Here is a 22,296-nt window from a genome sequence, read left to right on the forward strand (position 1 = left end):
TGACGGTGTGTCCCGGAACCAGCTGCTGCCTCGGGAGCCGTCCCCGTCCGGCGGTCCCGGAGACGACAGCGGCTGCCCGATCCTGCACGTGGACATGGACGCGTTCTTCGCCAGCGTCGAGCTGCTCGATCGGCCGGAGTTGAAGGGCGCCCCCGTCATCGTCGGCGCCACCGGGGCCCGCGGCGTCGTGCTCAGCGCCACGTACGAGGCCCGCCGGTTCGGCGTGCACTCCGCGATGCCGATGACCCGGGCCCGCCGCCTCTGCCCGCAGGCGACCGTGATCCCGCCCAGGCACGCCAAGTACGCCGAGGTCTCCCGGGGCGTCATGGAGCTCTTCCAGGCCATCACGCCGGAAGTGGAGCCGATCGCCTCCGACGAGGCGTTCCTCGACGTGGGCGGCGCCCGGCGCAGGCTCGGCCGGCCCGCCGTGATCGCACAGATGATCCGCGAGCAGGTCGCCGACCGGTACGGCATCACCTGCTCGGTCGGGGTGGCCGGCAGCAAGTTCGTGGCCAAGCTGGCCTCCCGCCAGTGCAAGCCGGACGGCCTCCTGGTGGTCCCGGCCGGCTCGGTGGTGGAGTTCCTCCACCCGCTGCCCGTGGCCGCCCTGTGGGGCGTGGGAGAGCGCACGGAGCAGGCCCTGGTGCGGCTCGGCATCCGCACCGTGGGCGACCTGGCCCACGTGCCGGTCGCCACGCTCCAGCGCGAGTTCGGCGCCGTCGGAGCCCACCTCGCGGCGCTCGCCTGGGGCCGCGACGAGCGGCCGGTCGTGCCGCACGTCCCCGACAAGAGCATCGGCAACGAGGAGACGTTCTCCCAGGACGTGGACGACCCGGAGACGATCAGGCGGGAGCTGCTGCGGCTGTCGGAGCGGGTCGCGGCCCGGCTGAGGGCGGCCGGGCACGTCGGCCGGACGGTCAGCGTGAAGCTGCGCCGCTCCGACTTCTCCACGATCACCCGGTCCCGTACGCTGCGGGAGCCGACCGATGTCGCGAAGGAGATTTACGACACATCATGCGAGCTTTACCGGGCCGCCGGGCTGGAGCGGGTCCGCCTGCGGCTCGTCGGCGTCCGCATGGAGAACCTCAGCCCGGCCGCCACGGCCAGCCGCCAGCTCGGCCTCGGCGAACGGGAGACCGGCTGGCGGGAGGCCGAACAGGCCATGGACCGGGCGGTCCGAAGATTCGGCCAGAACGCGGTGGTTCCGGCCTCGCTCGTACGCCGTCCGTTTGGTCCAATGGATCCATGACGTCACCTCCGGTTTGGACCGCGTTGGACGTTTTCTTTCGCCTACGTCTACAGCCTCGTATTCTGGGGATAACCGACCGCGAGGTTCGGACACCCCGTGTCGTCCGTTGCCGTCTTCCCCTGAATGGGGCCGTCCTTGGGAGGCGCCGTGCCGCTGTCTGAGCACGAGCAGCGCTTGCTCGACCAGATCGAGCAGGCCCTCTATGCCGAGGACCCGAAGTGGGCCAATACCGTCCGGATCAGCAATCCGCGCAGCCATTACAAGCGCCGCCTGGTGAAGGCCTCCATCGGCTTCGCACTCGGCGTGGTTCTGCTGATGGTCGGCGTCGTCGCGGCCCAGATCCCGCTCGGTGCCGCCGGCTTCGTGGTCATGCTCGCGAGTTGCCTGTGGGGGTTGTCGAGCTGGAAGCGGATGAACGGGCTGGGCGACACCTCGTCGGCACCCCAGGCCCGTGGCCGCCGCCCGCAGCGACAGACCTTCATGGAGCGCATGGAGGAGCGCTGGCGCCGCCGCCACGACGAGCGCTGAGCGCCGCGTCCCGGGAGTCCTGAGCACCCCCCGCGCTCAGGACACCCGCCGCGGCCCGCACGTCCGTTCAGGAGCCTGGGCGGGTGGTGTAGCCGCTCAGGCTGAGAACGGGGGCTTCTCGTGATGCCGGACGTTGTTCATCGCCTGATTCAGGCGTGCAACGATCACGACCTGGACGGGTTGCCGCGGTGCTACGCGACGCGGGTGGTGCATGCCCGGCCCGCGTGGGGGCCTTCGGCCCCCACGCCCCACCACGCGAGCTAGCGGCGGCCGCCGACGAGGGGCCGGTCCTCCCGGGCGGCCGTGTCGTTGGCGAAGCCGTCCTGGCCCGCCGTACGGGCGCCGGTCCCGCCGGGTGCTGCGTCGCGGGCCCTGCCGGGCCACAGGCGCAGGCCCTCCAGCCGGTCCATGACGTCCAGCGCGCCCGCCCCCGCCGCCCGCAGGCGCAGCAGCGTGGACATCGGGGCCACCAGGGCGCCGAACCGCCGCCACCGGGACACCGTCGCTCCCAGGCCGCGCCTCAGCCGCCGCAGGTCGGCGGGGCGCGGCCCGTCCGCCGCCGGCGACGGAGCGTACCTGAGCCGTTCCTCCGCGGTGACGACGCGCGCGAGCGACGCCGCCGTCTCCGGATCGAGCTCGTGCCGCTCCCTGAGCCGCAGGCCCAGCGCCCGCGGGCTCTCGTCCGGCCGGCGGGGCATCCCGAAGTCGGTCAGCGTGTCGCACAGCTCCGCCCAGGCCGCGTTCCGCACCCGCGCGGGGCGGTGGCGCCGCAGCCGCACCAGCAGACGGGCCACGGCGGGCAGGAGGGCCAGCAGCAGGGCGGCGGCCAGGCCGATGCCCACCTTGGCGGTCACCGGCAGGCCCGGGTCCACGACGACGGGCGCGGCGCCGAGGTCACGGTCGAGCTGCCGCGGGTTGGGCCGGACGGGCCGGGCGTTGCTGGACGTGTCGTCCGCTCCCCCGGAGGGGTTCGCGGACGGGCCGGCCGAGGGGCCGGTGGTCGGCGCCACGGGGATCGTGTACCGCGGCACCTCCGCGGTTCCCTGACCGGCCGCCCCGGCGGGGGTCGGCTCGAACCGCAGCCATCCGACGCCCTCGAAGTAGAGCTCCGGCCATGAGTGCGTATCGTGCGTCCGCACGGTCCACACGTCACCGATCTTGGTCCCGCCCGTGTACCCGACCGCGACCCGCGCCGGGATGCCGAGCATCCGGGCCATGACGGCCATCGCGCTCGCGAACTGCTCGCAGTAGCCCTTCCGGTCACGCAGCACGAATCGCGACAGCGCGTCGGCGCCCGAGCCCGCCGCCCGCAGGGTGTAGGTGAACTTCCCGCTCTTGGTGAACCACTCCTGGAGCTTCACGGCCTGCTGGTACGGCGAGGCCGCGCCCGCGGTGACCCGGGCGGCGAGCGCCGCCACCTCGGGGTCGAGCTCCTGCGGCAGCGCGAGGTAGCGCCCGTCGGGTGGCGACGGGGCGGCCAGGTTCAGCTGGTCGATGCTCGGCTGCGGCTCACCGACGACGGCCCGGTAGTCCAGGCCGGACGCCTCGTCCTTGGTGGAGAACACCATGAGGGAGGCCCGGTCGGCCCGCCAGTCGCCGTCGGCCTCGACCTGCGTCGCCGGGTACGGAAGCGGCAGGAACCTGAGCTGGTCGAGGTCCTCGCTGACGCTGATCCGGGCCTCCGCCCGGCCCACGGCGATCCCGGGGCCGAGCCCCGGCGCCGGGGGCAGCGGCCCCTCCGACACCCGGTCCTCCGGGCGTCCCCGAAGCGAGCTGAACGTCCACTTCTGCCCGTCGAACACGTCGAGCGAGTAGATCCGCAGGTAGCGCGGCTTGTCGTCGCTGGTGGTGTACGTGAGGACGGTCGAGTTGGCCTGCTGGCGCAGCTGGCCGCCGAGCTTGGCGATCGCGTCGGGGACGCCGATGTTGCCGCCGCCCCCGCCCAGGCCGTTGCCCACGCCGAACCCGAACACCGGGTCGGGCGCCAGCGCCGGCAGCAGCGCGGGGACCACGACCGCCAGCACGATCGCCATCACGCCGATCCGCTTGCCGGACAGGGCCAGCCGTTCGGTGTCCGGTGTGGTGGCCGCCGACGTCGTGCTCCTGGAGCGGCGCACCACGACGGCCTTGCCCCACCGGGTCAGGCGCTCGCGCCCGTCGGCCACGAGCAGCCCGACGTACCCCAGCGCGCCGATCATGAACGCCGGCCAGCCGATCGGATCGGTCATCACGGCGGCCGGCACCGTGAACAGGGCCAGCAGCGGCAGCCCGGCGAGCGCGGCCCGGCGCAGCCGTACGGCGAACACGTCGACCAGCAGGGCGATCAGCCCGACGCCGGCCGCCGTGAGCAGGGTGATGCCCGAATTGGCGGGCACCGGCGCGGCGTACCGCTGGATGTCGTCGAAGCCGGAGGCGGTCAGCTCGGCCAGCCTGGCCAGCGAGCCCTTCGTCGGGATGACCCGCAGCCACGCCTCATGGCTCGTGAAGGCGGCCGTCAGGTAGACCAGCAGCGCGGGCAGCATCGCGACCGGCGCCACCCAGGGGCGCGCCCCCAGCCGGGACGCCGCCACGCCCGCCAGCGCGGTCGTCAGGACCGCGCCCATGCTCGCCCAGAACCAGCCGCCCCCCTCGAAGAGCGGGTAGAGCGTGATGGTGACCGCCGCCGTGGCCAGCGCCGCCGCAACCGGCAGTTTCATAGGTCGCTCACTCCTCGTCCGGCTCGCCGCCGGTCCTCACCCGCGGGGCACGGCGCGCGGTCCGCCGGCCCTTCTCACACGTTCGCCGCCGTCTCGTGTGCCGCCGATCACACGGCCCGCCACCGCGCCGTCGCCGCCGATCACGCGGCGCTCCTCCTGTACGCGGCCTCCGGCCACACGGTCGCCAGCGACGTCCCGGCGGGCAGGCGGAGCACCCGCCAGCCGGCCGAGGTCAGCACGCCCCGCGCCTGCTCCGCCGCCTCGTCGGGGAAACCGTCCCAGCCCTCGACGTCGAGCAGGACCGCGACACCGGTCACGCCCGGATGCCTGAGCTTCGCCAGCGCCTGCGCCTCCGCGGAGTCGATCGACCCGAGGACCGCGATGACCAGGCCCTCGCCGCCGCCCTGGCGCAGCGCCGCCACCCCGTGCTCCAGTGATCTCGCCGAGCTCTGCCGTACGACGGCGAGGGCGTCGAGCAGCGACCACGACTGGCCGGCGTCGGGCAGGTGCTGCGGGCCCTGGTCGGTGACCAGCCGCAGCCCGAGGCCGTCGCCGGAAAGGTGCACGCCGATCGACGCGGCGGCCGAGACCGCCACCTCGAACGACGAGCGCGGCCCCTCGCCGCGGTGGGCGTGCCTGCGGGTGTCGAGCAGGAGCGCGCCCCTGCTCTGCCACTGCTGCTCCTCGCGCCTGACCATCAGCTCGCCGTGGCGCGCCGTCGACCGCCAGTGGACCCGTCGCAGGTCGTCGCCCTGGCGGTAGTCGCGCGGCGCCACGTCGTCGTCGCCCGCCGACGCGACCGACCGGGTACGGCTGTCGCCCCCGCCCGACCACTCGCCGGACAGCCGCACCGGCGGCAGCGGCACGACCTGGGGGACGACCACCAGCGTGTCGGTGATCGTGAACGACCTGGCCAGCTCGACCAGCCCGAAGGGGTCGGTGATCCGGATCGACAGGGGCCCGATGGGGAACCGTCCGCGCAGGTCGGAGCGGACCTTGTAGTCGATCTCCCGGACGCCGCGCGACTCCACCCGGTCGAGGACGAACCTCGGCCGCGTGCCCAGCGCGTACTGAAGCGTGTCCTCGACGAGCAGCAGGCCGGTGGGCAGCCGGGTGACGTTCTCCAGCCGCAGCGTGACCGTGCTGTCGGTGCCCACGGGGGCGCGTGCGGGGTCGAGGCGCCGGGCGCAGCTCAGCCGGTAGCGGGTGCGGGCCACGACGACCGACGCCATCAGCGGCATCGCGATGATCAGTACGGCGACCCGCAGCAGGTCGTGCTCGCCCAGCACGAACGCGCACAGCAGCGCGGCCACGCCGGCGGCGAGGAACGACCGCCCGCGGGGAGTGAGGGCCTTCAACCCCGTCATCGGGCCTCCGTCACCTGGTGTCCGGGACCGGTACGCGGCGCACCAGGTCGGCGATCACCTGCTCGGGCTGGCGGCGCTGCCCCTGGGCCTCCAGGCTCGGCAGCAGCCGGTGGGCCAGCACGGGCACGGCGAGCTCCTGCAGGTCGTCCGGGATGACGTAGTCGCGGCCGGACAGCGCCGCGTGCGCCCGCGCGCTGCGGAGCAGGTGGAGGGTGGCGCGCGGGGAGGCGCCCAGCCGCAGGTCGGGGGAGTGCCGGGTGGCCGCGACGACGTCGACGGCGTACCGCTTCACCGGCTGGGAGGCGTAGACGGCGCGCACGGCCTCGATGAGCGACTGCACCTCGGCCGTCGTGGCCACCGCCTCCATCTTGTCGAGCGGCTGGGAGGCGCCGTGCACGTCGAGCATCTCCAGCTCGGCCGCGGGCTCGGGATAGCCCATGGCGATCTTCGCGGTGAAGCGATCGCGCTGGGCCTCCGGCAGGGGATAGGTCCCCTCCATCTCGATCGGGTTCTGCGTCGCGATGACCATGAACGGCGATTCGAGCTGGTAGGTGACGCCGTCGACCGTGACCTGGTGCTCTTCCATGCATTCCAGGAGCGCGGACTGCGTCTTGGGGGAGGCCCTGTTGATCTCGTCGCCGACGACGATGTTGGCGAACACCGGCCCCGGCTTGAACTCGAACTCCCGGGTCTGCTGGTTGTACGCGCTGACCCCGGTGATGTCGCTGGGCAGCAGGTCGGGGGTGAACTGCACCCGCTTGACGGGGCAGTCGATCGATCGGGCCAGCGCCTTGGCGAGCATCGTCTTGCCCACGCCGGGCACGTCCTCGATCAGGAGGTGACCCTCTGCCAGGAGCACGGTGAGGGTGAGGCGGACGACCTCGCTCTTGCCCTCGATCACGGCTTCGATCGCGTGGCGGATCCGGTGGGCGGTGTCCACCAGCTCCTCGAGCCGGGCTCCCGCATCGGTGACGTCGGGTGTTACTGCCACCAGGCCTCCATGAGGGTACGTCCCCGGGAATGGGGCGTTAAACGTTCTTTTTCCATTCTGTGTACAGACCCTATGTCTCCTGCGGTTCTTGAGCGACTTTGTCCGGAAATCCGGATGAACTGCCGGGCCGTTGTCCCACGCCATCTCGGTGCAGAGCCGGACGCATGGGAATCCTGTGACAATCGCCCGCTCCACTTTCCTCCACGCAGCTCTCGCGCGTCCCCGGAATCCCGTGCCCGCCGGGCTTTGCCCGTACGGGAGTGAGGCTGGGGACACGCCCGCCGGGGTGCGGGGGAGGGCGCGGCGCCCCACTCCACACCACCCGCCTTTACCTGCGGAAACGCGGCCGAATTCGAATGCCGGCACGGCCTGAATCAGTTGACGGTGGGGAGAAGTGGAGTATGGTGGTGCGCAGTGGAGGGCAGAGGCTACAGCGCTGAGCGCTCCGCAAGGCACGGGAGGTGGATCCGCTGTTCCTCGGCACCCACCACCCGCGCCTAGATGACAAAGGACGGCTGTTCCTGCCGGCGAAGTATCGCGAGGAGCTGGCGGAGGGTCTTGTGATCACCAAAGGCCAGGAGCGCTGCCTCTACGTCTTCCCCGTAGAGGAGTTCCAGCGCATCACCGAGGCCCTGCGCACCGCACCGGTGACCGCCAAGGCGGTCCGCGACTACAGCCGTGTCTTCTTCGCCAGCGCGTCGGACGAGGTGCCCGACAAGCAGGGACGGATCACGATCCCGCAGAGCCTCCGGCAGTACGCGGGATTGGAACGTGACTGCGTGGTCATCGGTGCCAACACCCGGCTGGAGATCTGGGACGCCCAGGCATGGGACACCTATCTGGCCGCCCAGGAGCCGGCGTTCTCCGAGCTCTCGGAGGAGGTGCTGCCCGGAGTGCTGTAGATCGACACTGATCCTTTCTTGATCACATATGACCCGTCGGTGACGTTCGGCGAGGTCTCCACCCGCTCCCATGTGGCAGCTGATGCACCTTCCCCGGTGTCAGACGCCACGGTCGGCGACGCGGATGGGGACCTGGCCGGGCGGGTTGGCCAAATTTTCCGACAAAGGCCGACATGGGTGGGGACCCGTTGGGTAATCACCGGCGGCAAGCCGCGCATCCGCGAGCACAGAAGCGGCGATATGGGGGTTGGCAGCTTTGTCGCAAGAGCCCGTTCACTCGGGTGGTCACGTTCCGGTCATGCTCGATCGCGTGCTGGAGTTGCTCGGCCCGGCTCTCGCGGGGCCGGACGCTGTCGTCGTCGACGCCAACCTCGGCCTCGGCGGGCACGCCGAGGCGCTCCTCGCGGCCCACCCCTCCCTCCATCTCGTCGGCATCGACCGCGACCCCACCGCCATCGAGAGGTCCGCCGCGCGGCTCGCGCCGTACGCGGACCGGACGACGCTCGTACGGGCCGTGTCCGACGAGCTGGCCGACGTCCTGCGGGAAGCCGGTCGACGCCGTGTCGACGCCGCGCTGTTCGACCTCGGAGTGTCCTCCCCTCAGCTCGACGAGGCCGAGCGCGGTTTCGCCTACTCCTACGACGCCCCCCTCGACATGCGGATGGACCGCGAGCAGGAGCTCACCGCCGAGCGCGTGGTGAACACCTACTCCGCCGCGGAGCTCACCCGCATCCTGCGCGTCTACGGCGAGGAGAGGTTCGCGGCGCGCGTCGCGAGCTTCATCGTCAAGGAGCGCGCCAAGGACCCCATCACCACGACGAAGCGGCTCGCCGAGCTCGTCCGGGCGGCCATCCCGGCCGCGACGAGGCGGACCGGGGGCAACCCCGCGAAGCGAACCTTCCAGGCCCTGCGCATCGAGGTGAACGAGGAGCTGACCGCGCTGGAGCGCGCGCTCCCCGCCGCCCTCGACGCGCTGGCGGTCGGCGGCCGCGTGGTCGTGCTCGCGTACCACTCACTGGAGGACCGGCTCACCAAGCAGGTCCTCGCGGCGCGAACCAGGGACACCGGCCCCCCCGGCCTCCCGGTCCTCCTTGAGGCTCACCAGCCCCGGTTCCGCCTACTGACGAGGGGAGCAGAGCTCCCGGACGACGAGGAGGTGGCCCGCAATCCGCGGGCCGCCTCGGCCCGGTTGCGGGCGGCAGAGAGGATCCGCCAGGGATGAGGACAGAACAGGAGACCAGGAGGGCGCCCGCCGCCCGCCGCGCGCCGGTCCGCACGCCCGGTGACCTGACCGGCGACGCGCCCGGCCGTACGGCCACGGCGGCGGAGGCCCCGGAGGGGACCCCCACGCCCACGGCGGCTCCGCAGCGTCCGGCGGCGGGGCGCGGGCGCGTGGACGCGGCCCCTCCTCGCCCGGACCGGTCCGCGCCACGCGAGACGGCCCGCCAGGCGGCTCCGGCCGCCCGTCCCGGCACGGCGCCGGGCCGCGCGCCCAGGCGGACCGCGCGGCCGGCGGGCCCGCCGGTGCCCGGTGCCGGATCGCCGCCGGCCGCTCCCGGGGCGCGCCCGCCACGGCGCGGCGCGGCCGACGCCTCCGGCTCCACGGCGGCCCCTCGTGCCACAATGGCGCGGCGGGCGTTCCGGCGCCCCGCGAGGGCTCCGTTCGTCCTGCTCGTCGTGGGTTTGATGTGCGGCGGCCTGGTGTCCCTGCTCCTGCTGAACACGGTGCTCGCCCAGGACTCGTTCAAGCTGAGCGACCTGCGGTCGAGCATCGACGAGCTGCATGAGCAGGCCGCCGAGCAGGAGAGCCGGCTGCGCGAGTGGAGCCAGCCGCCCGCGCTCGCCGAGGCGGCCAGGCCGTACCTCAGGGAGGACAAGTCGGCCCCCTCGTTCGTGACCACCGGCCCAGATGGCGGCACGGACGACGGCACGGACGGCGGCACAGGTACGGAGACGGGCTCGGCGGCCTCGGAGACGGGGTCCGTGACGGGCGGCCCGACGGGCAGCCCTACAGGCGGCCCTACAGGCGGCCCTACAGGCGGCCCTACAGGCGGCACGGCAGGCAGTGAGACAGGCGGCGCAGGCTCGGAGGAGGGCACGAACCGGTGAGAGAGAGCGGCCGGAATCCGGGTCCCGGCCGCGGCGGTCCCAGTGGGCGTGGCGGTCCGGGCCCGGCCGGCGGCAGGAGGGCTCCGGGCACCCCGGGGCGTCCCGGCCGCCCGGACGGCCCGTCCAAGCCCGGCCGTCCGGACACGCCCATCCCTCCCGGCCGCGACGACCCAGCGGAGCACCGGGGCACGCGCAAGGGGCGCCCCGTAGGACCGGACGATCCGGCCGGGAATCGTGGTGCCCGTAACGGCCGTCCCACCGGGCCGGACGACCCGGCGGGGCTTCGTGGTGCCCGTAACGGCCGCCCCGTAGGACCGGACGACCCGGCCGGGAGTCGCGGTGCCCGTAACGGCCGTCCCACCGGGCCGGACGATCCGCGGCGCGGCGCCCGCAACGACGGCGACGGGCCCGCCTCCGCCAGGCCCTCGGCTCGCGCGGCCCAGCCCGGTCGCACGGCACAGACAGGTCGCACGGCGCCGCCCGGCCGCCCGCCGCAGCCGGGCCGTACGGGACAGGGCGGCCGGCCCGTCCCACCCGGACGCACGCTCGGGGAGGAGCCGACGCGAGCCTCAGGCCCGGGGGAGTGGCGCCCCAGGCGCCCGGGAGACGGCCCACGGCCCCCCCGCCCGCCCCGTCCGCCGGCCCCGCCCCGTCCGCCGGCCGTGCTGCGGCTGGGCAACCCTTCGCGGCGGCTGAACGCCGGTCTGATCGTGATGGCCTTCGTGCTGTCGCTGTTCGCCGGCCGCCTGGTGCAGCTGCAGGGGCTCGACTCCAAGGTCCTGCAGGCGCGGGCCGCCCAGCAGCGGGTGCAGCCGGAGACGCTCCCCGCCCGGCGCGGGTCGATCACCGACGCCGCGGGACACGAGCTGGCGGTGACGATCGAGGCCCGGGAGATCTATCTCGACCCCAAGGACATCGATCCGGCCAAACGCGACCTGATCGCCAAGACCCTCGCCCAGGAGCTGAACCGCCCCCTGGAGGAGGTCTCGGCCCAGCTGGCCAAGACGACCCAGCGGTACATCCCGCTGTCACGCGACGTCGACCCGCTGCGCGCCAAGCGGATCATGGGCTTCGGGTTCAAGGGCGTCGGCTCCAAGCCCACCTACCAGCGCCTGTACCCGGGCCGCACCCTCGCCGGGGGCCTCATCGGCTTCGTCGGCGTCGACGGCGGCGGCCTGGCGGGGCTGGAGAGCTCCTACGACAAGATCCTCGCCGGGCGCGACGGCCAGCAGAGCATCGAGATCGGCCGGGACGGGCAGCGCATCCCCATGACGCGCAGCACGCGGCAGTCCCCGGTGCCGGGCCGTGACGTGCGGCTGACGATCGACCGGGACATCCAGTGGGCCGCCGAGCAGGCGATCGCCAGGCAGGTCGACGCCACCAAGGCGAGCGGCGGCAGCGTGATCGTCATGGACGTGCGGACCGGGCAGGTCCTCGCGATGGCCAACGCCCCCCAGTTCGACGTCAACAAGTGGCAGGACAGCCCGGTGACCGCGCGGGGGAACCGCGCGGTCTCCGAGGTGTTCGAGCCCGGGAGCACGAACAAGGTGATCACGGCGGCCGCCGCGATCGAGTCGGGCGCCGTCAGCCCCGGCACCGTCTTCCGCGTCCCGGACCACTACCAGTGCGCGGACCGGATGCTCAGGGACGCCCACCCGCACCCGCCCGAGATGCTGACGTTCACCGGGATCATGGCCGAGTCCAGCAACATCGGCACGATCATGGCGTCCGAGAAGGTCACGAGCCAGCGGCTGTACGACATGTTCCGGTCGTTCGGCTTCGGCGGGAAGAGCGGGTCGGGGCTCGCGGGCGAGGAGGCCGGGCTGCTGCCCGGCTGGCAGACCTGGTCGGGCAGCCAGCGCTGTACGATCGCCTACGGCCAGGGCATCTCGGTCACCGCGCTGCAGATGGCCAGCGTCTACCAGACGATCGCCAACGGAGGAGTGCGGGTGACCCCCACGATCGTCGCGGGCACGACGGACGAGCACGGCAGGCTCGTCCCCGCCGCGGCGCCCAAGAAGACCCGGGTGATCAGCGACGCGACCGCCCGGGAGATCGCGCTGATGCTGGAGGCCGCGGTGGGCCACGACGGCACGGGTGAGGCCGCCTCCATCGAGGGGTACCGCGTCGCGGGCAAGACGGGCACCGCCATGCGGTACGACCAGGAATGCGGGGGATACTGCGGATACACGGCGACGTTCGTCGGCTTCACCCCGGCGGACGCGCCGCGGCTGATGACGCTCGCCGTCGTCCAGCATCCCAAGAAAGGCCACTACGGCGGCATGGTCGCCGCCCCGGTGTTCAAGGACGTCATGACTTTCGCGTTGAAGAGCAGGAAGATCCCGCCGACCGGTACGAAGGCGCCCACCGCCGTCCTTCAAGCCGGACGCTGACCGGGGACGGTACGCTCTCGCCGTGCGTCCCCCGTCGTCTATGCGTCCCGCCGCCACGCAGGCCCGCCCGCTGTCCGGGCTCGCGGCTCTGCTCGGCGCGGTCTCGGCCGTCCCCTCTCCCGGCGCCCGTGCCGTGCGCGGCGCCGTCACCGGCATCACCATCGACTCGCGCCGGATCCAGCGCGGCGACCTCTACGTGGCGCTGCCCGGCACCACGGTGCACGGAGCGCGGTTCGCCTCCGACGCGCTCGCCGCGGGCGCCGCGGCCATCCTCACCGACGAGGAGGGCCGCGAGGCGGCGACGGCCACCGGGCTGCCCGTGCTGGTCGTCCCCGACCCGCGGGCCGTGCTCGGCCAGGTCGCGGCCTGGGTGTACGGCAGGCCGGCGGCGGACGTCATGGTCATCGGCGTCACCGGCACCAGCGGCAAGTCCACCTCCACCTTCCTCATCGAGGCCGGCCTGCGGGCGGCCGGCCACCGCACCGGCCTCATCGGCGGCGTGGAGATCCGTGCGGGCGACGTACGGTTCGTCCCCGACCTCACCACTCCCGAGGCGAGCGACCTGCACGGCCTGTTCGCGCTGATGCGGGAGCAGGGCGTCACCGCGGCGGCCATGGAGGTCTCCAGCCACGCCCTCGCGCTCGGCCGGGTGGACGGCGTCTTCTACGACGTGTCGATCTTCACCAACCTCTCCCAGGATCACCTGGACTTCCACCGTGACCTCGACGACTACTTCGCCGCCAAGCGACGGCTGTTCACCCCCGAGCTGTCGCGGCTCGGCGTGGTGAACATCGACGACGCCCACGGCCGCGAGCTGGCCGGCCTGGCGAAGATCCCGATCACCACGTTCTCCGCGCTTGGAGCCCCGGAGGCCGACTGGCGCGCCGAGGACGTGCGCCTCGGCCCCGACGGCAGCTCCTTCCGCGTCGTCGGCCCCGGCGGGGTCGAGGCGCGGGCCGACGTCACCCTGCCCGGGCCGTTCAACGTGGCGAACACGCTGGGCGCGCTCGTGGCGCTCGTCGAGGCGGGCGTCCCGCTCCAGACCGCCGTCACCGGGGTCGGAGGCTTCACCGGCGTCCCCGGCCGCATGGAGCGGGTGCCCGGCGGCGAGGGTTACGAGGTGATCGTCGACTACGCGCACAAGCCCGGCGCGGTCGAGTCCGTGCTGCGCTCCCTGCGCGCCGTCCTCGACGACGGGCCGGGCGGCCGCCTGTCGATCGTCCTGGGCTGCGGCGGCGACCGCGACAGGGGCAAGCGGCCCCTGATGGGCGAGGCCGCGGCCCGGCTGGCCGACGTGGCCATCCTCACCAGCGACAACCCCCGCACCGAGGATCCGCTTGCGATCCTCGCCGCGATGCTGGAGGGCGTGCTCAACGTGCCCGCCGGTGAGCGGGCCCATGTGATCGTCGAACCGGACCGGGCGGCCGCCATCGACCTCGCGATTTCCGGTGCGACGCCCGGAGATGTGGTAGTTGTGGCTGGCAAGGGGCACGAGCAAGGGCAGTATGTCGGGGGTGAAGTGATCCCCTTCGACGACCGCGAGATGGCCGCCCGGGCCATCGCCGGGCGAGGCCGGGTACACGCACACCGGGCCGGGCCGGTCACCGAGCGGCCCGCCGGTGGATGACGCGGCGCCGGGCCGGCCACACGGCCGGGCGCCGGGCCGACCATCGGGCCGAACACCCAGCCGAACACGGGGCCGCGTGAGCGGCAGCCGACCGACAGGCGCGAAAGAGAGCAGGAACGACACATGATCCCGATGCCGCTGGCGCGGGTCGCCGAGATCACGTCGGGGGCCCTGACCGGCATGGCCGATCCCCGGGCCGTGATCCGCGGCCCGGTCGTGATCGACTCCCGGGCCGCCGGGCCGGGCGCGCTGTTCGTGGCGATCAAGGGTGAGCGCGCCGACGGGCACGACTTCGCCCGGCAGGCCGTCGAGGCCGGCGCCGCCGCCGTCCTCGCGTCGCGGCCCGTCGAGGCCCCCGCCGTGATCGTGGGCGACGTGCTCGCCGCGCTGGCCGGCCTCGCCAACGCCGTGGTGTCCGCCCTTCCGTCCGCCACCGTGGTCGGCGTGACCGGCTCCGCGGGCAAGACGACCACCAAGGACCTGCTGGCCGGCCTCGCCGCGCGGATCGGCCCCACGGTCGCGCCGGCCGGCTCCCACAACAACGAGATCGGCCACCCGCTGACGGTCCTCAAGGCCGACGAGGGCACCCGCTTCCTGGTGCTGGAGCTCAGCGCCAGGAACGTCGGCCACATCGCCTACCTCGCGCGGATCGCGCCGCCCCGCATCGGGGTGGTGCTCAACGTGGGCACCGCGCACCTCGGGGTGTTCGGCGGCAAGGAGGCGATCGCGCGGGCCAAGGGTGAGCTGGTCGAGGCCCTCCCCTCCGACGGCGTGGCCGTCCTCAACGCCGACGACCCCCTCGTCGCGGCCATGGCCGGCCGTACGGCGGCCAGGGTGACGTGGTTCGGACGCTCGCCGCAGGCGGTCATCCGGGCCGAGGACGAGTCCGTCGACGCCCGCAGCCGGGCGTCGTTCACGCTGCGGACGCCGTCCGGGTCCGCGGCCGTGCGGCTGCGCCTCCACGGCGCCCACGCGGTCGAGAACGCCCTGGCCGCCGCGGCGGCGGCCTACGAGCTCGGCCTGCCGGTGGCCACGATCGCCGACGAGTTGTCCCGGGCCGAGCCGCGCAGCCGATGGCGGATGGAGGTCACCGACCGGCCCGACGGCGTGACCGTGATCAACGACGCGTACAACGCCAACCCCGACTCGATGCGGGCGGCGTTCCGCAGCCTGGGCGCGCTGGGCGAGGGGCGGCGGCGGTTCGCGGTGATCGCGGCGCTGCGCGAGCTCGGCGAGGACGCCGACACGCTCAACGAGGGCGTCGGGCGGCTCGCCGCCGGCGCCGGGCTCGAGGGGCTGATCGTGGTCGGCGACGGCGCCGAGCCCGTCCTGGCCGGCGCCCCCGGCGCGATCCACGTCCCCGACGCGGCGGCCGCCGCCGAGGAGCTGTCCGCCAGGCTGGCGCCGGGCGACGCGGTGCTGGTGAAGGGGCCGCGCGCGGCCGGGCTCGAGCGGGTCGCCGAGGCGATCCTCGGAGGTGACGCCCGGTGAGGAACATCCTCATCGCGGCGGCGGTTTCGCTGCTGCTGTCCATGGTCGGCACGCCACTCGCCATCCGGCTGTTCGCCAGGCGCGGCTACGGCCAGAACATCCGTGAGGAGGGCCCGTCGGGGCACTACGACAAGAAGGGCACCCCGACGATGGGCGGCACGGTCATCGTGATCGCGTCGCTGATCGGCTACTTCGTCGCCCACCTCACGACCGTGCTGTCGTCCACCGCCGACCCGCCGACGGCCTCGGGACTGCTGGTGCTGTTCCTGATGACCGGCCTCGGCGCGGTCGGCTTCCTCGACGACTTCATCAAGATCTACAAGCAGCGCAGCCTCGGTCTGCGCAGCGGCGCCAAGGCCGCCGGGCAGCTCGTCGTCGGAGCCATCTTCGCCGTGCTCGTCCTGCAGTTCCCCAACGGGTACCAGGTCACGCCGGCGGTGACGCAGGTGTCGTTCCTGCGCGACATCGGGCCGTCCATCGGCCTCATCGGCTTCATCATCTGGGTGCTGTTCTTCATCGTCGGCTTCTCCAACGCGGTGAACCTGACCGACGGCCTCGACGGACTGGCCTCCGGCGCCACCTGCCTGGTCCTCGCCGCGTACGTGCTGATCGGCAACTGGCAGCTGCGCAACAGCTGCACGGTCCTGCTGGGGCCCGGCTGCTACTGGGTGCGAGATCCGCTGGACCTGTCGGTGGTCGCCGCGGCGGTGCTCGGCGCCTGTTTCGGCTTCCTGTGGTGGAACGCGCCGCCCGCCAAGATCTTCATGGGGGACACCGGGTCGCTGGCGCTCGGCGGCGTGATCGCGGGCCTGGCGTTCACCACCCGCACCCAGCTCCTGCTGGTCATACTGGGCGGCCTGTTCGCGATCATCACGATGTCGGTGATCATCCAGGTGGGCTTCTTCAAGATGACGCGAAAACGCGTCTTCCGCATGGCCCCCCTCCAGCACCACTTCGAGCTGTCGGGGTGGGCGGAGACCACGATCGTCGTCCGGTTCTGGCTGATCGCCGCGCTCTGCGTGGCCGCCGGGCTCGGCCTGTTCTACCTGGAATGGATGCCGAAGTAGTGAGCGTCGTCGTCGCCGGCCTGGGGATCTCCGGCACCGCCGCCGCCCGGGCGCTCGCCGAGGGCGGCGAGCACGTGGTGGTGCTGGAGTCGGTGGACGGCAAGCGTCAGCGGGCGGCGGCCGCCGCCCTCGCGGGGCTCGGCGTGGAGGTGCGGTTCGGCGAGCCCGCCCTGCCGGAGGGCGTCTCGCTCGTCGTCACCTCACCCGGCTGGCGGCCCGGCCATCCCCTGCTGGCCGCGGCGGCGCAGGCCGGCGTCGAGGTGATCGGGGAGGTCGAGCTGGCCTGGCGGCTGCGCGGCGAGAAGGCCGCCCCGTGGCTGGCCCTCACCGGCACGAACGGCAAGACCACCGCCGTCCGCATGCTGGCGTCCATCCTGTCGGCCGCCGGGCACAGCACCCTCGCCGTCGGCAACGTCGGCGTCCCGATCGTCGAGGCGGCCCGCGAGCCGTACGACGTGCTCGCCGTGGAACTGTCCAGCTTCCAGCTCCACTGGTCGTCGAGCCCCGCGCCCCTCGCGGCGGCCGTGCTCAACGTCGCGCCCGACCACATCGACTGGCACGGCTCGCTGGAGGAGTACGCCGCGGCCAAGGCCCGGATCTTCTCCCACGCCGGGACGGTGATCTGCAACGCCGACGACGAGAGTTCCTCCCGCCTGGCCGCGCCGTACGAGGAGGGGCGCCGCGTGGTCGGCTTCACGCTCGGCGTGCCCCGGCCGGGGCAGCTCGGCGTCGTCGAGGGGCTTCTGGTCGACCGGGCGTTCGTGGCGGACCCGGTCCGCGAGGCGGAGGAGCTCGCCGAACTGGCCGACGTGCGGCCGTTCGCCCCGCACAACGTCGCCAACGCGCTCGCGGCCGCCGCGCTCGCCCGGGCGTACGGCGTGCCCCCGCCGGCCGTACGGCGGGGCCTGGCCGGGTTCGTCCCCGACCCGCACCGGATCGCGCACGTGGCCCGGGTCGGCGAGGTCGACTACGTGGACGACTCCAAGGCCACCAACCCGCACGCGGCCGCCGCCTCCCTCGCGGCCTATCCGTCCGTGGTGTGGATCGCGGGCGGCCAGCTGAAGGGCGCGGACGTCGACGACCTCGTACGGCGGGCCGCCCCCCGCCTGCGCGGCGCCGTGCTGCTGGGCGCGGACCGGGAGCCCATCAGGCGCGCATTGGCGCGACACGCCGCGAATGTCCCCGTGGTGGAGGTGCCGGGGCAAGACACTGGGGTGATGGACCACGTCGTCGCCGAAGCCGCCCGCCTCGCCTCCCCGGGGGACACCGTGCTGCTCGCCCCCGCGGGGGCGTCCCTGGACATGTTCGCCGGTTATGGAGCGCGTGGGGAGGCCTTCGCCCGCGCCGTGCGCCGCCTGGCGGCCCGGTGACCGCCGGCAGGGCCGCGGCGACCGTGCCCCAGGCCGCCGGCGACCGCGACGCGGTCGCGGGAGGGCGGGCGGCGCCCGGCTGGGCCCGGACCCAGGTCACCGCGCTGAGGGAGCTGCTCAACCGCCCGCTTACGTCGTACTACCTGGTGCTCGGGTGCAGCGCGCTGCTGCTCGCGCTGGGCCTGATGATGGTGCTGTCGGCCTCCAGCATCGAGGCGATGCAGAAGACCGGCAACCCGTTCTACTGGTTCGTGAAGCAGTCGACGTCGGTGGCGTTCGGCATCCCCCTGATGTGGCTGTGCTCGCGCGTGCCACAGCGGTTCTTCCGGCTGGCCGGCTATCCCCTCATGGCCGTGTCGATCATCGGCCTGCTGATGGTGATCTTCATCGGCCAGGAGCTGCTCGGCGCCCAGCGGTGGATCGCGATCGGGCCCATCTCGGTCCAGCCCTCGGAGCCGGCCAAGCTCGGCCTCGTCCTGTGGGGCGCCGACCTGCTCGCCAGGAAGGCACGCGCCGGCCGGATCGAGTGGCGGCACCTGCTGATCCCGCTGATGCCCGGCACCGCGATCATCGCCGTGCTGGTGATGCTCGGCCGCGACCTCGGCACCACCATCGTGCTCATGCTGATCTTCCTAGCGCTGCTGTGGGTGGTCGGCGCCCCCGTACGGCTGTTCGGCGGGATCCTCGCCATCCTCGCGATGGCGACCGGCGTGATGATCCTCGTCGAGCCGTATCGCCTGAGCCGCGTGACGAGTTTCCTGAACCCCTGGGGGGACGCCCAGGACACGGGGTTCCAGGCCGTCCAGGGACTCATGGCCATCGGCTCGGGCAGCTGGTTCGGCCTCGGCCTGGGCAGCAGCCGCCAGAAGTGGGACTGGGTGCCCCACGCCGAGAGCGACTTCATCTTCTCCATCCTCGGGGAGGAGCTCGGCCTGATGGGGACACTCGTGGTGATCGCGCTGTTCGGGCTCCTGGGCTACGCCGGGCTGCGCATCGCCTCCCGGACCCGCGACCCGTTCACCCGGCTGGCCGCCGCGGCGGCCGTCGCGTGGATCGTGGGCCAGGCCATCGTCAACATCGGCGCCGTCATCGGCCTCTTCCCGATCACGGGCATCCCGCTGCCGCTGGTGTCGTACGGCGGATCCGCGCTGTTGCCGACCCTCGGCGCGCTCGGCATGTTGCTGTCGTTCGCCAAACGGGAGCCCGGCGCGGCCGAGGCCCTGCAAGCCCGTGGCCCCGGACCGGCCGCGCGGGCTCTAAGCTGGCTGGGCCTGGGTGGCCGCACCGGGCTCTGACGGGGGAGCGGCGAGCCGCAACGCGGAACGACACGACTGACGCGGGAACAGGGAGTGACATGAGGGTGGTCCTCGCCGGCGGCGGGACGGCCGGCCATATCGAGCCGGCGCTCGCGCTGGCCGACGCGCTTCGCCAGCAGGACCCGGCGATCGGCATCACCTGCCTCGGCACGGAGCGAGGCCTGGAGACCCGGCTGGTGCCCGCCCGCGGCTACGAGCTGGCCCTGGTGCCCGCCGTGCCGCTGCCCCGCGCGATCACGCCCCAGCTCCTCACCGTGCCGGGCCGGCTCGCCGGGGCGATCAGCGCGGCGGCCGGCATCCTCGACCAGGTCCAGGCCGACGTCCTCGTCGGGTTCGGCGGCTACGTCGCCACGCCCGCCTACCTCGCCGCCCGGCGGCGGGGCGTCCCCATCGTCGTCCACGAGGCCAACCCCCGGCCCGGCCTCGCCAACCGGCTCGGCGCCCGGATGACCGACCACGTCTTCACCGGCCACCCCGACACCTCGCTGCCCGGCGGCCAGTACGTCGGCATCCCGCTGCGCAGGGACATCGCCCAGATGGACCGCCTGTCGCTCGGCGACAAGGCCAGGTCGTACTTCGGGCTGGAGTCCGACCGGGTGACGCTGCTGGTGTTCGGCGGCTCCCAGGGGGCCCGCTCGGTCAACCAGGCGGCGCTGGAGGCCGCGCCCTGGCTGCGGGCGGCCGGCGTCCAGGTGCTGCACGTCATCGGCCCCAAGAACACGGTCGAGGCCGAGCCGCCGCCGGGCGACCCCCAGTACGTGATCCTGCCGTACGTCGACCGCATGGACCTCGCCTACGCCGCCGCCGACCTCGTGCTGTGCCGCAGCGGCGCGATGACGTGCGCCGAGCTCACCGCCGTGGGGCTGCCCGCGGCGTACGTGCCGCTGCCGCACGGCAACGGCGAGCAGCGGCTCAACGCCGAGCCCATCGTGCGCGCCGGCGGCGGGCTGATGATCGACGACGCGGACCTGTCGGCGGCCTGGATCGTCGAGACGCTGCTGCCCATCCTGAGCGACCCGGAACACGTGGTCGCCATGTCCGAGGCCGCCTCACAGATGGGCCGCAAGGACGCCGACGTGACGCTCGCCCGCAAGGTGCTGGAGATCGCTTCCCGATGAGTCTCGTCAAGCTCGTGGACCCCATCCCGTCGGCCGACCTGGGGCGGGTGCACTTCATCGGCATCGGGGGAGCCGGCATGTCCGGCATCGCCAGGATCCTGCTGAAGAGGGGGGTGCCGGTCTCGGGCAGCGACGCGCGGCCCTCCGACATCCTCGCGGAGCTGCGCGACCTCGGCGCGGCCATCCAGGTCGGCCACGCCGCCTCCCACATCAGGGACGTCGACACGGTCGTCGTGTCCACCGCCATCCGCGACTCCAACCCCGAGCTGGGAGAGGCGCTGCGGCAGAACCTCCGCGTCATCCCCCGGGCGGCCGCGCTCGCCTCGGTGATGGCCGGCCGCACCGGAATCGCGATCGCCGGCACCCACGGCAAGACCACGACCACCTCGATGCTGACGGTCGCGCTGCAGAAGTGCGGCGAGGACCCGTCCTACTGCGTGGGCGGCCAGCTCGTCACCACCGGGCTGGGCGCCGACGACGGCGCGGGGAAGGTCTTCGTCGCCGAGGCCGACGAGAGCGACGGCTCGTTCCTGATGCTGGCGCCCAGCATCGCCGTGGTCACCAACGTGGAGGCCGACCACCTCGACAACTACGGCGACCCGCAGGCCGTGTACGACGGCTTCGCCCGCTTCGTGGAGCGGATCGGGTCGCTGCTGGTCGTCTGCGCCGACGACCCGGGCGCCGCGGTGCTCGTCCCGCTCGCGCGGGAGCGCGGCCTCACCGTCGTCACGTACGGCGAGGCCCCCGAGGCGGACTTCCGCATCAGCGGCATCGTCCCCCGTGGGCTCGGCGTGGAGTTCACCGTGGCCGGTCACGGCGACGTCCGCCTGTCCGTCCCCGGCCGGCACAACGCGATCAACGCCACCGCGGTCATCGCCGTCGCGCTCCACCTCGGCCTCCGGTTCGACGACGTCAGGGCGGGCCTGGCGGCGTTCACCGGCGCCAAGCGGCGCTTCGAGTCCAAGGGCGAGGCGCGGGGCGTGTCGGTCTTCGACAGCTACGCCCACCACCCCACCGAGCTGACGGCCGACCTGCGCGCCGCCCGCGACGTCGTCAACGGCGACGGCAGGGTGATCGCCGTCTTCCAGCCCCACCTCTACTCGCGCACCCGGTTCTTCGCCGACGAGTTCGGCGCGGCGCTCGGGCTGGCCGACGAGGTCATCGTGCTCGACGTGTACGGCGCCCGCGAGGACCCCGAGCCGGGAGTCTCCGGCGCCCTCGTCGCCGGCAAGGTGCCGCTGCCGCCCGATCAGGTCGCGTACGCCCCCGACCGGGGGGCCGTGCCCGCCCTGGTGGCCGGCCGGGCACGCGCCGGGGACATCGTCTTGACGATGGGAGCGGGGGACGTGACCGAGCTCGGCCCCCGCATCGTCGCGGAGCTGTCCGCCCGGTGATCCCCGCCGTACGGCGCACCGCCCTGACCGTCCTGCTCACCGGCGGGGTGGTCGGCGTGGCCACCGGGGTGGTGTTCTTCTCGCCCGTCCTCGGAGTGCGCGAGGTGGAGGTGACCGGCAACACCGGTGTGCCCGCCGAGCAGATCCGCGCGGCGGCCGGGGTGCGGAACGGGACCCCGCTCGCCACGGTCGACCTCGGCGAGGTCGAGAGCCGGGTGCGGGGGATGCGGGCGGTGGAGTCGGCGCGTGTGGAGCGGGGCTGGCCCGGCACTCTCCGGGTGAGCGTCGTCGAACGCGTCCCCGTCGCCGCCGTGCCGATGGGAGCGGTGACCGCGGTCGTCGACCGCTTCGGCGTGGTCCTCCGGCAGGTCGCCGTGGCGCCGCCCCGGCTGCCGGTGCTCCGGGTCCAGCGCGCCGCCGCCCAGGACCAGGCCACCCGCGCCGGGCTCGCCGTCCTGCGCGCGCTGCCCCAGGACATCCTGGACCGGGTGCAGGAGGTGCGGGCGCCGTCGCCGGCCTCGATCACCCTGCGGCTGGCCGACGGCCGGACCGTCATCTGGGGCGACGACGCGCGGGGCGCGGAGAAGGCGCGGGTGCTGCGCGCCGTGCTGGTCGAACCGGGGAGCTCCTACGACGTCAGCTCGCCGAAGGTGGTGACCGTCAAGTGAAAAATGTCAC

17 protein-coding genes are annotated in these 22,296 nt (G+C 73.5%); 14 read left to right on the plus strand and 3 right to left on the minus strand.

Features of this window, described 5'->3' with window-relative positions; translation table 11 throughout:
• Positions 1–7: 7 nt before the first annotated feature.
• Together AB0B72_RS05645 and AB0B72_RS05650 are read left to right on the plus strand one after the other, a co-directional pair.
• Positions 8–1,249, plus strand: coding sequence for a DNA polymerase IV (locus AB0B72_RS05645; protein ID WP_367737136.1), 1,242 nt, complete (start codon positions 8–10; stop codon positions 1,247–1,249).
• A gap of 147 nt (positions 1,250–1,396) precedes the next feature.
• Positions 1,397–1,777 carry a DUF3040 domain-containing protein gene (locus AB0B72_RS05650; RefSeq protein ID WP_367737137.1) on the plus strand — a complete coding sequence of 127 codons (381 nt, stop codon included), beginning with the start codon at positions 1,397–1,399 and terminating at the stop codon, positions 1,775–1,777.
• A gap of 260 nt (positions 1,778–2,037) precedes the next feature.
• On the opposite strand, the gene AB0B72_RS05655 is transcribed toward AB0B72_RS05650, so the two are convergent.
• The 3 genes from AB0B72_RS05655 to AB0B72_RS05665 form a co-directional block, all read right to left on the minus strand.
• Entirely contained in the window at positions 2,038–4,473 is a 2,436-nt protein-coding gene (locus AB0B72_RS05655) for a DUF3488 and DUF4129 domain-containing transglutaminase family protein (RefSeq protein WP_367737138.1), read from the minus strand.
• A gap of 140 nt (positions 4,474–4,613) precedes the next feature.
• Complete coding sequence (locus AB0B72_RS05660) at positions 4,614–5,840, minus strand: DUF58 domain-containing protein (protein WP_367737139.1); 1,227 nt, start codon at positions 5,838–5,840, stop codon at positions 4,614–4,616.
• A gap of 10 nt (positions 5,841–5,850) precedes the next feature.
• Positions 5,851–6,831 (minus strand): AAA family ATPase, encoded by a 981-nt coding sequence (locus AB0B72_RS05665; RefSeq protein WP_367737140.1) that lies wholly within the window; start codon positions 6,829–6,831, stop codon positions 5,851–5,853.
• A 470-nt stretch (positions 6,832–7,301) separates the two neighbouring features.
• Between AB0B72_RS05665 and mraZ the strand changes: the two genes are divergently transcribed.
• The 12 genes from mraZ (at position 7,302) to AB0B72_RS05725 (ending at position 22,286) form a co-directional block, all read left to right on the plus strand.
• Positions 7,302–7,733: a division/cell wall cluster transcriptional repressor MraZ gene (gene mraZ / locus AB0B72_RS05670; protein WP_367737178.1), complete on the plus strand. Its 432-nt coding sequence runs from the start codon at positions 7,302–7,304 to the stop codon at positions 7,731–7,733.
• Positions 7,734–7,971: 238 nt separating this feature from the next.
• Positions 7,972–8,955, plus strand: a complete 984-nt coding sequence (gene rsmH, locus AB0B72_RS05675; RefSeq protein ID WP_367737179.1) for a 16S rRNA (cytosine(1402)-N(4))-methyltransferase RsmH — start codon at positions 7,972–7,974, stop codon at positions 8,953–8,955.
• Entirely contained in the window at positions 8,952–9,842 is an 891-nt protein-coding gene (locus AB0B72_RS05680) for a hypothetical protein (RefSeq protein WP_367737142.1), read from the plus strand. Before rsmH ends, AB0B72_RS05680 begins: the two co-directional genes overlap by 4 nt.
• 662 nt (positions 9,843–10,504) lie before the next feature.
• A complete protein-coding gene (locus AB0B72_RS05685) occupies positions 10,505–12,235 on the plus strand; it encodes a peptidoglycan D,D-transpeptidase FtsI family protein (protein WP_367737143.1) in 1,731 nt (576 codons plus the stop codon).
• 40 nt (positions 12,236–12,275) lie between these two features.
• Entirely contained in the window at positions 12,276–13,862 is a 1,587-nt protein-coding gene (locus tag AB0B72_RS05690) for a UDP-N-acetylmuramoyl-L-alanyl-D-glutamate--2,6-diaminopimelate ligase (RefSeq protein WP_367737181.1), read from the plus strand.
• Between the two features lie 123 nt (positions 13,863–13,985).
• The gene (murF, locus tag AB0B72_RS05695) at positions 13,986–15,353 is read left to right on the plus strand and encodes a UDP-N-acetylmuramoyl-tripeptide--D-alanyl-D-alanine ligase (RefSeq protein WP_367737144.1); all 1,368 of its coding nucleotides are present in this window, start codon (positions 13,986–13,988) and stop codon (positions 15,351–15,353) included.
• Positions 15,350–16,420: a phospho-N-acetylmuramoyl-pentapeptide-transferase gene (mraY, locus tag AB0B72_RS05700; protein ID WP_367737145.1), complete on the plus strand. Its 1,071-nt coding sequence runs from the start codon at positions 15,350–15,352 to the stop codon at positions 16,418–16,420. The genes murF and mraY overlap by 4 nt, the downstream gene beginning before the upstream one ends.
• Entirely contained in the window at positions 16,405–17,790 is a 1,386-nt protein-coding gene (gene murD, locus AB0B72_RS05705; RefSeq protein ID WP_367737146.1) for a UDP-N-acetylmuramoyl-L-alanine--D-glutamate ligase, read from the plus strand. The genes mraY and murD overlap by 16 nt, the downstream gene beginning before the upstream one ends.
• Positions 17,787–19,085, plus strand: coding sequence for a putative lipid II flippase FtsW (ftsW, locus tag AB0B72_RS05710; protein ID WP_367737147.1), 1,299 nt, complete (start codon positions 17,787–17,789; stop codon positions 19,083–19,085). The genes murD and ftsW overlap by 4 nt, the downstream gene beginning before the upstream one ends.
• A gap of 59 nt (positions 19,086–19,144) precedes the next feature.
• Positions 19,145–20,224 carry an undecaprenyldiphospho-muramoylpentapeptide beta-N-acetylglucosaminyltransferase gene (murG, locus tag AB0B72_RS05715; RefSeq protein ID WP_367737148.1) on the plus strand — a complete coding sequence of 360 codons (1,080 nt, stop codon included), beginning with the start codon at positions 19,145–19,147 and terminating at the stop codon, positions 20,222–20,224.
• Positions 20,221–21,618, plus strand: coding sequence for a UDP-N-acetylmuramate--L-alanine ligase (gene murC, locus AB0B72_RS05720; RefSeq protein ID WP_367737149.1), 1,398 nt, complete (start codon positions 20,221–20,223; stop codon positions 21,616–21,618). Before murG ends, murC begins: the two co-directional genes overlap by 4 nt.
• Positions 21,615–22,286 (plus strand): cell division protein FtsQ/DivIB, encoded by a 672-nt coding sequence (locus AB0B72_RS05725; RefSeq protein WP_367737150.1) that lies wholly within the window; start codon positions 21,615–21,617, stop codon positions 22,284–22,286. The genes murC and AB0B72_RS05725 overlap by 4 nt, the downstream gene beginning before the upstream one ends.
• Positions 22,287–22,296 lie beyond the last annotated feature (10 nt).

It is taken from the genome of Microbispora sp. NPDC049125 (genome assembly GCF_040802045.1).
Lineage (GTDB): Bacteria > Actinomycetota > Actinomycetes > Streptosporangiales > Streptosporangiaceae > Microbispora.